Below are 12,831 nucleotides of genomic sequence, written 5' to 3' on the forward strand. Positions count from 1 at the left end.
AAATTTAGGGTACCTATTCTGAATTTGAAGATTTGAAAATTTATTGATTTGAAAATATCGATTTTCAAATTTTCCACATTTTCAAATCTTCAAATTAGGATGGTACCCTAAAAGATCAGATAAGTATTAATTTATTTTACTTGTTCGTTTGCTTTCAGCGTACTTGTAAACTTATTAAGTTCCTCCAAACCTGCAGGATTATCTTCGAAATCATGAGGAAGGTTTGAACTCATTGTTTGCGAGTAAGGAACAGTTTGAGGGATGTAATCCTCTTCGGCTCCCGGTTTGCTGTAATCATATGGCCAACGGTAAACAGTTGGGATTTCACCCGGCCAGTTACCATGCAGGTGCTCAACAGGTGTAGTCCATTCCAGGGTATTTGATTCCCATGGATTTTGAGTTGCTTTTTGTCCTTTGAATATGGATACAAAGAAGTTATAAAGGAAACCAAATTGTGTAAGCGCAGCGATAATAGCAGCCCAGGTAACGAATGTATTTATGGTTAACCATTTTTGCATTGAAGCAAATTCGGTGAAGGCATAGTACCTGCGTGGTACACCGTCAAGACCCATAAAGTGCATTGGGAAAAATACCAGGTAAGCACAGATAAATGTTAACCAGAAGTGCAGGTAACCTAATTTTTCGTCCATCATACGGCCGAACATTTTAGGGAACCAGTGGTAAACACCGGCAAGCATGCCAAATATAGCTGCAGAACCCATTACAAGGTGGAAGTGGGCAACCACAAAGTAAGTATCGTGTAAATTGATATCCAAAGCAGCGTTACCCAGGAAAATACCTGTTAAACCACCAGAGATAAAGAACGACACCATACCGATAGCAAAAAGCATAGCAGGCGTAAACCTGATATTACCGCGCCAAAGTGTAGCTAACCAGTTAAATGTTTTTACAGCAGATGGTACTGCGATGATCAACGTAGTGATCATGAACACACCGCCCAGGAAAGGATTCATACCGGTAACAAACATATGGTGGCCCCATACAATGAACGATAATACGGTGATACCGATCAAAGAGTAAACCATCGCATGGTAACCGAAGATCGGCTTGCGTGAATTTACCGACATCACCTCTGATGAGATCCCCATCGCAGGCATGATTACGATATATACTTCCGGGTGACCCAGGAACCAGAATAAGTGCTGGAACAGGATCGGGCTACCACCTTCAAATGGTTGCTGTACGCCGTTTAACACGATATCAGATAAATAGAAGCTTGTACCAACGCTGCGATCAAATATCAGCAATACAACACCGGCTACTAAAACCGGGAATGCAAGGATACCCAATATTGCAGTAAGGAATAAAGCCCAGATAGTTAAAGGCATTTTCCAAAGGTCCATTCCTTTTGTACGCATGTTCAATACAGTACTCACGTAGTTGATACCACCCATTAGTGATGACGCTACGAACAATACCATACTGATCAACCACAAGGTCATACCCTCGCCTGAACCCGGCATCGCTTTAGGCAATGCTGATAATGGAGGGTATATCGTCCAGCCACCGCTGGCCGGGCCTTTTTGTACAAAGAACGATGACAACATGATAACGCTGGCCAAAAAGAAGAACCAGTATGAAAGCATGTTCATGAACGGTGAAGCCATATCACGCGCACCTACCTGCAATGGGATCAGTAAGTTGGCAAAGGTACCGCTCAAGCCTGCAGTTAATACAAAGAATACCATGATGGTACCGTGTATGGTAACCAACGCAAGGTAAAAATCGGGGCTGATACGTCCGTTAGGAGCAAAACGGCCTAACAAGGTAGTTAACAGCGGGAATGTTTTATCAGGGTAAGCAAGCTGGATCCTAAACAGGATTGACAAAATCATTGCGATAACCGCCATAGTAATACCTGTAATCAGGAATTGCTTGGCAATCATCTTGTGGTCCATGCTAAATACGTATTTAGACAGGAATGATTGGTCATGGTGGTGTTCGTGACCGTGTTCGTCGTGGTGGGCTCCTGCGTGGTCGTGAACTGCTAATGTTGACATATCTCTATTTCTTATCTTTATTAATTATTTAACGCTAACCTATTTGTTGAAGCACCGCTTTGCTCGTTGTTTGCTGCCGCAAAATGAAGCTCTTTTCTTAAAGCATCATTGAGATAAGGCTTTTGCCTTGACAGCCATGACTGATATTCGGCTTCTGAAACAACACGTACAACTTTTTGCATGTTGTAGTGGCTTCCACCGCATATTTTGTTGCAGTAAAGGGTATATTCAAATTTAGGGTCGTCTAATTTGGTGCGCATTTCTGCGGTAGTAATAGTAGGGGTAAATTTAAAGAAGGTTGGTAAGCCGGGTACCGCGTTCAATTGAACCCTGAAATGAGGCATATAAACGCTATGGATCACATCCTGGGCAAGTATATTCAACCTGATTGATTTATTAACGGGCAGGTACATGGTATCAACCCTTAAATCATCAAAGCTACTTTTCTTTTTAAAGTTAACACCTAACAGGTTAGCACCTGTAACCAAACGGAAATCCTTAGGGCCTAATACACCATCTTTACCAGGATAACGCAATTCCCAGGCAAACTGGTGACCGGTTACATCGATATTGATATCATCTTTAAGATTTTCACTGTTCATGATCTTCTGCCAGGTAAAGAAACCAAACACAACCAGGATAGTCAGCACAATGGCCGGTGCAATTGTCCAAACCTTTTCAATGGTATTATTGTGTGGCAGGAAGTGTGCGCGGCGTTTATCAGAATGACGGTATTGGAACAGGAATGTAAACAGCAGGATCTGGGTAACAAAAAATACTATCATTGTTAAAACAGTAGTGACGGTAAACATCTCATCTATTTTAACCCCATGGGCCGAAGCGGCTTCCGGTAAGGTCATACTGCCTTGCTCGGTAAACGACCAATAAGCCCCGTAAAGACCAAGAACAAGGAAAATGATGCAGATTACGGCCATTACGTTATTCCATTTCAAACCTTTTTTGCCCTGCATTTTCAAGGTAAGGTCATATATCTTAAGGATTTTGCCAACGATAGCAACACCTAAGCAGATCAGGAAAAAGATAGCTACATAATATGCCACCCCGGTCCAGTCAACCTTAGGAGCCTCTTCCTGACCCGGAGCCGCACCGGCGGCCTCAGTTTGCGCCATCAGCAGGTTTGTGCCAAGTAGCATAAACACAGCGAAGAACGATAGTAGTTTTTTAGAATTTATTAGTTTTCTGAATCCCATTTTAGTAAGCTGTTTGGTATTCTGTATTTTGGTGCAAATGTAATAATTATTATATGTGATGATGAAGGCTTTCCTGTAAGAACGGGTGTTTTTTAGGAACGAGCGACTTAAACTTGGTTAAGGCCGTCATTGCTGTGAAGGTAAATAAACCTCCGAAGCCTAAAAATACACCTACTTCAATCCAACTGATTTCAGTTAACCATGATGAAGTAGGGCCAACAGTACCAGGCATAATCATCATAAAGTAATCAAGCCAGTGACCAACAATCAGGATGATACACATAATCTCTACTGTACGATAAATACGTTTAGAATCACGGGACATCAACACTAATAAAGGGGTAAGGAAGTTGATGATAATGTTAAGCCAAAACCATGGTTTAAACTCAGGCTCCCACCTCTTAAAGAAGTAAACGGTTTCTTCAGGGATGTTGGCATAGTAGATCAACAGGAACTGTGCAAACCAAACGTAAGTCCAGAAAATCGAGAACCCGAAGATCAGTTTGGTTAAGCTGTGCATATGGTCTTCAGTAACCCACTCAAAGTAACCGATCCGTTTCAACCTGATCAATACCAGTGTAATAACAGACAACCCGCTTACCCACATGGCAGCAAAGTTATACCAGCCAAACATGGTCGAGAACCACTCTGCCTCTAATGACATGATCGTATCAAAAGCATATATCGGCGTAGTAAATCCAAAGATAACCAGGAACAGGCATGACATGTTAAAGCTCTTTTTGTAGTAGAACATACCACCCAAATCGTCTTCTGCTTCTGAGTATTTGGCCAATAACCAACCGAATACACAATATGAACCGAGGAAACAAATCAAACGGATTATAAATCCAACTTTATTCATGTACCCGGCTTTACCTGCGATAACAGCATTGTAATTTTCACTATGCGGATCAGTAACACCTACAGCGGCCCAAATTTTATATAAGTAAGGGGCCACAACCTCTTTACCTTCTTCGTTGGCTACTGTATGCGTTAATGAAAACCCTGCGACAACTATTACAATAAGTATAATCGCAGCAATCCAAAGAACTTTTCCGAAAGCCTGAGGGATCCTGATCATCGATGCAGACCAGCCGGCTTGCGCTGCGTACTGTACGGCACAAAAGAAAATTCCGCACATACAAACCGCAGCAAAGTAATAGGCCATCAGCAACAGGTTGGCAAATGTACGCTCGGTATAGCCAAGCGCAAAGCCACCAAGTATGGCAACCAAACCAATCACGATGCATATCAAGCTCCATGTTTTGGCTTTGCCGACAAATTCGTATTGCCCGTCAAAATTATTATGAGTCTTCATTAATATCTTTTTCTTATAAGGTTTGTAAATGGTGAACATACATGATCACTTTCCAGCGTTCTTCGGGAGCAAGCTGAGAAGCGTATGAACCCATAGCATTTACACCGTAAGTAATGGTATGATAAATTTTACCGTCTGTAAGGTCTTTCATGTTACCACCGCGTGATGACTGGCCTTTTGAATATGATGGAGGGGCCGGATAACCATGCTGTACCACTAAGCCATCACCCTGACCATTAACACCGTGGCAAGGAGAGCAGAAATGCTCGAACAAGATCTTACCTTCAGCATAGTTAGCCTGGGTTTGAGCCAGGACAGATTTAACCTCAACACTGGCTAATTCATAACCCTCTTTGGTATTTGGATAATCAAATTTGGTAAAGCCAACCGGTATAGTTCCGGCAGGAGGCAACTGAGCGGTTTTACCATCTTTGAAATTATTATTTTTCTGATCCGGATCGTATGCTAAATGCTCGTACATATTAGGTGCATACTCCCAGCCGGTACTCCTTTTATCCTTGCACGATGTAAAAACTATCGAAGCAGCGATAATAGTAACTATAGTTCCTAATATTTTAATTTTATTCATAGCTAACATATTTTCTGTCGTTATGCTTAACTTCTGTAGCGCCCGCTTCTTTTAGTAAATTAGTGATATCGTCGTGAGGAATATTCCCTTTAGCATTAATTGCTATTACAAATTTATCATCAGTTGCACGCAGGTCCATTACCCTTGGCGCCCGGCCCGGGAACAGGTGGCTTGCAAAGAAGAAAGTAAATGTCATACCGAATGAGGTCCACAATACAGTCCACTCAAATGTAACCGGGATAAAATCGGGGATAGCAAAAAAGTTTTTACCACCGATGTTGATAGGCCAGTCATGAACCAGCATATAGTAAACCATGCTGAACATGATAGTACCACCTAAACAACCGAACATAAATGCTGCATAACCAAGGCGCGAATCTTTAATGTTTAATTTAGCCTCAATACCGTGGATTGGCATAGGCGTATAAACGTCATAAATAGGTACGCTGTTCTTTTGCAGCTTATCAATCCCATGCATCATATCATCGGGATCATCAAAAACGCCTAATATATATTTAGTGCTACTCATTAGTATTATGCTTTTAAGTATTCAGACTGTTCAACACTATCAAATTTCTCCAGCGAAGCGATATAAAATTCAGCTTCGGCAGGTACAACATGGCCTTCTTCCATAAGTTTCTTCTTAGCCTGCTCGCTTGAGCTTTTCAGCAGCAATTTAACCTCGGCCATAGCTACTGAAGGCAATACCCTGATGAATAACAGGAACATGGTAAAGAATACACCTATTGAACCGATGAACACGCTTACGTCAACCCAGGTTGGATAGAACATAGCCCAGCTTGAAGGTATAAAGTCGCGGTGCAGTGAGGTAACGATAATTACGAAACGCTCAAACCACATACCGATGTTAACCACGATTGATAATACCCATGACAACGGAATATTGGTACGGATCTTCTTGAACCAGAACAGCTGCGGGGTAATTACGTTACAAGTCATCATGCTCCAGTAAGCCCACCAGTACGGACCGGCGATACGATTTGCGAAAGCATATTGCTCATACTCGTTTTGTGAGTAGAAAGCGATGAACAACTCTGTTAAGTAAGCCACACCTACAATCGAACCGGTTAACATGATGATCTTGTTCATCGATTCGATGTGAAACATGGTGATATAGTTTTCCAGGCCTAAAACCTTACGTGCAATAAGCAACAGGGTTTGTACCATGGCGAAACCTGAGAAGATCGCACCTGCAACGAAGTATGGAGGGAAGATGGTGGTGTGCCATCCCGGTTCCAGTGAAGTTGCAAAGTCCATTGATACGATGGTATGTACCGAAAGTACCAGTGGGGTTGAAACACCTGCCAGGATCAGCGATACTGTTTCAAAACGCTGCCAGGTTTTAACTGAACCTGTCCAGCCGAATGATAGTACTGAATAGATCCTGCGGCGGATACCTTGCGCACGGTCACGGATAGTAGCGATGTCAGGTAATAAACCTGTGTACCAAAATACCAATGAAACCGAGAAGTAAGTTGAGATCGCAAATACGTCCCAGATAAGCGGTGAGTTCCAGTTTACCCATAAAGAACCGTACTGGTTTGGCAACGGTAATGAATAAACGGCCATCCATGGGCGGCCCATGTGAGCGGCGATATAAGTGGCCGCACAAATTACCGCAAAGATTGTCATCGCTTCGGCCGAGCGGTTGATGGAGTTACGCCAGTTTTGACGGAACAGCAACAATACCGCCGAGATCAGCGTACCGGCGTGACCGATACCTACCCACCATACGAAACCGGTAATATCCCATGCCCATCCTACTGTTTTGTTTAAGCCCCATTCGCCCAAACCGAACCAAAAAGTCCAGCTGATTGCGAAAACCCAAAGCGAGGCGCCAAGCGAGGCTACACTAAAACCGATCCACCAGGCCTTACCCGGCATATTTTCTACAGGGCGTAATACATCATCCGTAATTTTTCCATACGTGATGTCCTTACCCGTAATTAACGGTTCCCTTATTATTGATTCACTATGAGATGCCATATATCTTAATCTCTGTATATAAAAATTTATGCCTGAGCTTCAGTTTCAATCAAATTTCTAACTTTTGTCTGGTAACCAATACCTGGTTGTACGTTAAGTTCTTCAAGCACGTAGTAAGTTCTTTCACTTGCAAGTGCTTTTGAAACTTCAGAGTTAGGATCATTCCTGTTACCGAACACGATAGCGTTAGCTGAACATGTTTGCTGACAAGCCATTTTGATTTCGCCGTCTTTAAGCGGACGTTTCTCAATTTTAGCTTTCAGTTTACCGGCCTGGATACGCTGGATACACATTGAGCATTTTTCCATAACCCCACGGAAACGTGTAACCACGTCAGGGTTAAGTACTAATTGTGTATGTTCGCCTTGCAGGTAGTTATCAAAACGTGCGTCATTCCAGTAGTTGAACCAGTTAAAGCGGCGTACTTTGAACGGACAGTTGTTAGCGCAATAACGTGTACCTACGCAACGGTTGTAAGCCATGTGGTTTAAACCTTCAGACGAGTGAACGGTAGCTAATACCGGGCATACTGTTTCACAAGGTGCGTGGTCACAGTGCTGGCAAAGCATTGGCTGGTGAACAACCGATACATTGTCAAAGTTCTCAAGCTTATCAATTTCCTTCTCTTTGGTAACTGCTTCTTCGCTGTTGCCATGGTCATTGTAGCTATAGTAACGGTCGATACGGATCCAGTGCATTTCACGACGACGTGAAACCTCATCTTTACCTACAACCGGGATGTTATTTTCTGCAGAACATGCAACCACACAAGCACCGCAACCGGTACAAGCGTTAAGGTCGATAGCCATTACCCAATCGTAAACTGGGCGGTCATGGTTATCCCAAAGTGATTCGCCATTATAATCTTTACGGCCGTGCTCATTACCGCTGCCTGCTGCAGGGTTCTTTTTGTATTCAACAAAAGTTGCCTCGCGGATCACGCTTCTGCCCTCGTACGAGTGGTGGGTTTGTGTTTGCGCAAGCGGTGATTTGTAACCGGCCGACTTGAATGAAGCTACAGCAGCAGTTTGGAAAGTACCATTGCTTAAGCTAAAGAAAGGGAAGGCATTTTTACCAACATTGTTACCAACCGGACCAGCATTTGTACGTCCATAACCTACAGCTACTGATAAAGTTCCCTGTGTTTGACCAGGCTGAGCCAATACCGGTAACTCAACTGAATAACCGTTAGCATCGATCTTAATCACATCACCTTCTTCCAGTTTCAATTTCTTCATATCAGAAATTGACATAGCAGCAAAGTTATCCCAGGTAACTTTTGAAACCGGATCAGGAAGTTCCTGCAACCATGGATTGTTGGCACGTTTACCATCACCTATAGCCTGGCTAACATAAAGCTGCAATTCAAATTTGTCACCATCAGCTGCAACAGCTTTGCTCTGGGTTAATATTTTTTGAGTTACACCGGCAAGATCAAGGCTAAAGCTGTAAGCCGCCGCCGCTACAGGAGCAACTATCACCATACCTGTTTGCAACAGGGTTTCCCATCCTTTTTGACCAGACAGGCCACCTTTTGCCAACAAACCTGAATCCCAGGTTTTGCGTACGTAAGTGTAATAATCTTTTATTGGGTTTTCCATCCAAACCAATAAGCTGTGCTCGGCCTGGCGGGTATTATAAACCGGGTTAATGGTTGGCTGAATTACAGTGTAGTAACCTTCAACAGCGTTTGCATCACCCCATGTTTCCAAATAATGGTGATTTGGGGCATTAACGGTAGCTAATAAAGCTGTTTCATCAGCATGATCTGCAAATGATACAGTTAAACGAACGTTTTTAAGCGCTGCTTTAAACTCATCGTTTTTATAGTAATCATATGCAGGGTTAGCGTTCAGGAATAATACTGCACCAACATCACCGCGTTTTACTTCACTTACAAACTCAACAAATGCAGCGTCGTTACCGGCATATTGTTTTGATGGGTTATCCAAATCGATGGTAGTACCGTAGCTGCCTAATAAGGAGTTGATAGCATTAACCAACACTTGTGTAGCAACATCGTTTGAACCCGAAACAACTAACGCTTTGCCTTTAGCAGCAACCAATTCTTTGGCGGCTAACTGGATAGCGGTATCAACTTTTTTGCTGCCGGTTGCTTTTGAACCCGGTAAAGTAGTACCTGATATAGCGTTATAAAGATTTATTAATGCAACACCAATTTCTGATGGTTTGGTAGTGATGCGGGCATCGGCGTTAGTACCGGTTAAGCTCATACCAGTTTCAAACTGAATGTGGCGCGACATCTTTTTGTTTGCCAGAGATTTGCTGTTACGGTTTGAAACATACTGGCGGGTAAATTCTTCGCCAGAGATCCAGGTACCTAAGAAATCCGCACCGAAACTTACAATTACATCGGCTTTATCAAAGTTGTAGTGAGGCAATACTGCTTTACCAAAACTGTTTTGATTGGCCTGGATGATACCGGTATATGAAACCGCATCATAATTGATATGTTTTGTAGTAGGGTATTTAGCGATGAATTCGGCAATAACTGCTAAAGTTGAAGGGCTGTATACAGTTGAAGTAACCAAACGGATGCCTTTACCTGCTGCAGCAACAGCTGCAAGCTCTTTCATTACATAAGCATCAACCTCGGCCCAACCAGCTTCGTTACCTTTTAATTTAGGATCTTTTAAACGGTTAACATCATACAGGTCAAGTACTGAAGCCTGGGCTTGTGCGCTTAAACCGCCTTTTGAAAACACGTCGTTAGGGTTACCTTCAACTTTGATAGGTCGGCCTTCGCGGGTTTTAACCAAAATAGCCTGACCTTCGTAGCTTGAAGAGTAGTAGTTAGCCACACCTGGGGTAACCTCTTCAGGTTTGATCAGGTATGGAATTGATTTATGCACCGGCACTTTCTGACAAGCCGCCAATGTAACTGCTCCAACACCAAAGCCAAGCGCCTTTAAAAAGTCGCGGCGGGGAGTTTTAGCTGATAAACCAGATCCGCTAAGCACTTCCTCGATAGGAATTGGCTCTGCAAATTCGTTCTTATTTTTCTCAACAAATTCTGGTGTTCTGTTTAGTTCTTCTAAACCTTTCCAGTATTTTTTATTGCTGTCCATTTAAGCTGTATAAACTGTAATGCTAAATTCTTTTTATTAATAGTGACACTTACCGCACTCGATACCACCTAACACGGCGGCTGTAACTTTCTCACCTTTCTTGATCTTATCGTGTGCAGCCAGGATGCTGTCATAGTAAGCATTGCCTTTACCGTTAACTTCGGTACGTTTGTGGCACTGGATACACCACTTCATGGTAAGCGGAGAGTATTGGTAAACCTCTTTCATTTCCTGTACCGGACCATGGCACTGCTGACATTTAATACCGCCAACTTTTACGTGTTGAGAGTGGTTAAAGTAAGCTAAGTCGGGCAGGTTGTGGATACGTACCCACTGAATTGGTTTAGCTGCAGTGCTGTCATACTTCTGAGTTTTTGGATCGTAACCCAAGGCATCATAGATCTTATGGATCTCTTCCGACTCGGTTTTAACAACCTTGTGGCAGTTCATACACACGTTTAATGAAGGGATAGAAGCATTTTTTGACTTGTATGCACCTGTGTGGCAGTACTGGCAATCAATTTTCATGATACCTGCGTGTAACTCGTGCGAGTATTTAATTGGCTGCACCGGCTGGTAACCCTGGTGAACGTTGGTGTTCCATAAAGTAACCCAACCCCAGCTGCACATAGCAACAGTACCTGCAACCAATATAAAGAATACCAGTTTTTTGTTTTTAAGGATTTTGGTAATAAATTCCTTTTTAGCGTCAACCGCTACAGCACCTTCCGGAGTAACAATTTCGTCCTCAATAATAAGGTCTTTGTTTTTAAGCAGGATGCGCTCTAAAGAACCTACTACCCTGTTCAATACCAGGATAACGATGAAGGCGATAACGATGATACCGATCAAACCGAAAACAACCATATCGCTCGGGCCGCTTTCAACTTTAACAGATGTAGCGCCATTTGCCCCGCCACCTGCCGGCTTAGCCTGCATGTCTTTCCAGGTAGTACGAACATAGGTTAAGATATTACCTACATCGGCATCGCTAAGATCAGCGAAAACGGTCATGCCCGACTGGTTGTACTCGTTATAAATTTTGAGTGCCTTAGGGTTTTTAGCAGCAATCAGCGCCTGGTTATTCTGAATCCACTGGATAAGATATTTATCGTCGGTTTCTTGAGTAAGCTGCGGGCCTAATGCCGGACCAATTAAACGGGTGTCGATTTTGTGACAGGTAGTACATTTTGATTTGAAAATGGCCTCGCCTTTAGCAGCGTCAGTTTGCGCGTACGCAGTTGATAAACTCCAAAAAGCAAACCCGGCAATCAGTAAAACCGACCTTGAGAATTGTTTAAGAATCAATGAGAAACTTCTCATACAGTGTATTTATGCTAAATAATTTTTATATTAATGATTGAAACTGTTGTAAGATGTATGTTTCATCGGATAATTACAGGCACAAAAGTATAATTTTATACACTATCGGTGACACATAAATGACACCAACCTATAATTTATAATCGTTCTAAATAGACAAAAAACTGCGTTTAAACGCTGCTAAATGCATATTAATGTCATTTGACATTTTTGGGGAATAATTATTATCCAACTTTAATTATAAAATTTTATCTATTGTTTTAATAACCAGGCAAAAATAAGCGGTGCAACAATGGTTGCATCACTCTCTACTATAAACTTAGGCGTGTGGATGTCAAGCTTGCCCCAGGTTATTTTTTCGTTTGGAACTGCGCCCGAGTATGAACCGTATGAGGTAGTTGAATCGGAGATCTGGCAGAAGTAGCTCCAGAAAGGAACATCATGCATCTCCATATCCTGGTAAAGCATCGGCACAACGCATATCGGGAAGTCGCCGGCTATACCACCACCTATCTGGAAAAAGCCGATGCCTTTGCCCGACGAGTTTTTAGTATACCAGTCGGCCAGCCATGCCATGTATTCGATACCGCTTTTCATGGTTGACGCTTTAAGCTCGCCTTTAATAACATATGAAGCAAAGATGTTGCCCATGGTCGAATCTTCCCAGCCTGGTACAACGATAGGCAGGTTCTTTTCAGCCGCGGCAAGCATCCATGAGTTTTTAGGATCAATTTCATAGTATTGCTCCAATTCACCGCTCAATAATATTTTGTACATGTACTCGTGAGGGAAATAGCGCTCGCCGCTGTCATCAGCATCTTTCCAGATCTTGTGGATATGTTTTTGCAAACGACGGAAAGCTTCCTCTTCCGGGATACAAGTATCTGTAACACGGTTATAGTGATTTTCGAGTAAATCCCATTCTTCCTGAGGGCTCAGGTCGCGGTAATTAGGTACCCTTTTGTAATGTGAGTGCGCTACAAGATTCATGATATCCTCTTCCAAATTGGCGCCTGTACATGATATAATAGCAATTTTATCCTGGCGGATCATCTCAGCCAGTGAAATACCCAGCTCGGCTGTACTCATGGCCCCTGCTAAGGTTACCATCATTTTACCGCCTTCTTCAAGGTGTGTTTCATAGCCTTTAGCTGCATCCATTAATGCCGCGGCGTTAAAGTGCAGATAATTTCTTTCAATAAACTGCGAAATAGGTCCTCTTGTAGTGCTCATAATATTTCAATAAATTTCAGCCGCAAAAGTAGACATTTTA

Annotated in this window: 9 protein-coding genes; all 9 read right to left on the bottom strand. The window is 42.7% G+C overall.

What is annotated here, in order from left to right:
* Positions 1 to 131: 131 nt before the first annotated feature.
* The 9 genes from SNE26_RS19165 to SNE26_RS19205 all read right to left on the bottom strand — a co-directional run bounded on the left by SNE26_RS19165 (position 132) and on the right by SNE26_RS19205 (position 12,791).
* On the bottom strand, positions 132 to 2,021 hold the full coding sequence (locus tag SNE26_RS19165; protein ID WP_321555514.1) for a cbb3-type cytochrome c oxidase subunit I: 1,890 nt from the start codon (positions 2,019 to 2,021) through the stop codon (positions 132 to 134).
* Between the two features lie 20 nt (positions 2,022 to 2,041).
* Positions 2,042 to 3,232, bottom strand: coding sequence for a cytochrome c oxidase subunit II (locus SNE26_RS19170; protein WP_321555515.1), 1,191 nt, complete (start codon positions 3,230 to 3,232; stop codon positions 2,042 to 2,044).
* A 49-nt stretch (positions 3,233 to 3,281) separates the two neighbouring features.
* A complete protein-coding gene (locus SNE26_RS19175; RefSeq protein WP_321555516.1) occupies positions 3,282 to 4,550 on the bottom strand; it encodes a quinol:cytochrome C oxidoreductase in 1,269 nt (422 codons plus the stop codon).
* 13 nt (positions 4,551 to 4,563) lie between these two features.
* On the bottom strand, positions 4,564 to 5,148 hold the full coding sequence (locus tag SNE26_RS19180) for a cytochrome c (RefSeq protein WP_090530154.1): 585 nt from the start codon (positions 5,146 to 5,148) through the stop codon (positions 4,564 to 4,566).
* Positions 5,132 to 5,668 (bottom strand): DUF3341 domain-containing protein, encoded by a 537-nt coding sequence (locus SNE26_RS19185; protein ID WP_321555517.1) that lies wholly within the window; start codon positions 5,666 to 5,668, stop codon positions 5,132 to 5,134. The genes SNE26_RS19180 and SNE26_RS19185 overlap by 17 nt, the downstream gene beginning before the upstream one ends.
* Positions 5,669 to 5,673: 5 nt before the next feature.
* Positions 5,674 to 7,146, bottom strand: a complete 1,473-nt coding sequence (gene nrfD / locus SNE26_RS19190) for an NrfD/PsrC family molybdoenzyme membrane anchor subunit (protein ID WP_321555518.1) — start codon at positions 7,144 to 7,146, stop codon at positions 5,674 to 5,676.
* Positions 7,147 to 7,172: 26 nt separating this feature from the next.
* On the bottom strand, positions 7,173 to 10,235 hold the full coding sequence (locus SNE26_RS19195; RefSeq protein WP_321555519.1) for a TAT-variant-translocated molybdopterin oxidoreductase: 3,063 nt from the start codon (positions 10,233 to 10,235) through the stop codon (positions 7,173 to 7,175).
* 36 nt (positions 10,236 to 10,271) lie between these two features.
* A complete protein-coding gene (locus SNE26_RS19200; RefSeq protein ID WP_321555520.1) occupies positions 10,272 to 11,558 on the bottom strand; it encodes a cytochrome c3 family protein in 1,287 nt (428 codons plus the stop codon).
* A 252-nt stretch (positions 11,559 to 11,810) separates the two neighbouring features.
* Positions 11,811 to 12,791, bottom strand: coding sequence for a deoxyhypusine synthase family protein (locus SNE26_RS19205; RefSeq protein ID WP_090530168.1), 981 nt, complete (start codon positions 12,789 to 12,791; stop codon positions 11,811 to 11,813).
* Between the last annotated feature and the right edge of the window lie 40 nt (positions 12,792 to 12,831).

This window comes from Mucilaginibacter sp. cycad4 (assembly GCF_034263275.1).
In the GTDB taxonomy this organism is placed as follows: Bacteria; Bacteroidota; Bacteroidia; order Sphingobacteriales; family Sphingobacteriaceae; genus Mucilaginibacter.

What these genes read in the sequence shown, in the direction of transcription:
- SNE26_RS19165 (WP_321555514.1), bottom strand. Translation starts at nt 2,021, where the DNA reads ATGTCAACATTAGCAGTTCACGACCACGCAGGAGCCCACCACGACGAA.
- SNE26_RS19170 (WP_321555515.1), bottom strand. Translation starts at nt 3,232, where the DNA reads ATGGGATTCAGAAAACTAATAAATTCTAAAAAACTACTATCGTTCTTC.
- SNE26_RS19175 (WP_321555516.1), bottom strand. Translation starts at nt 4,550, where the DNA reads ATGAAGACTCATAATAATTTTGACGGGCAATACGAATTTGTCGGCAAA.
- SNE26_RS19180 (WP_090530154.1), bottom strand. Translation starts at nt 5,148, where the DNA reads ATGTTAGCTATGAATAAAATTAAAATATTAGGAACTATAGTTACTATT.
- SNE26_RS19185 (WP_321555517.1), bottom strand. Translation starts at nt 5,668, where the DNA reads ATGAGTAGCACTAAATATATATTAGGCGTTTTTGATGATCCCGATGAT.
- nrfD (WP_321555518.1), bottom strand. Translation starts at nt 7,146, where the DNA reads ATGGCATCTCATAGTGAATCAATAATAAGGGAACCGTTAATTACGGGT.
- SNE26_RS19195 (WP_321555519.1), bottom strand. Translation starts at nt 10,235, where the DNA reads ATGGACAGCAATAAAAAATACTGGAAAGGTTTAGAAGAACTAAACAGA.
- SNE26_RS19200 (WP_321555520.1), bottom strand. Translation starts at nt 11,558, where the DNA reads ATGAGAAGTTTCTCATTGATTCTTAAACAATTCTCAAGGTCGGTTTTA.
- SNE26_RS19205 (WP_090530168.1), bottom strand. Translation starts at nt 12,791, where the DNA reads ATGAGCACTACAAGAGGACCTATTTCGCAGTTTATTGAAAGAAATTAT.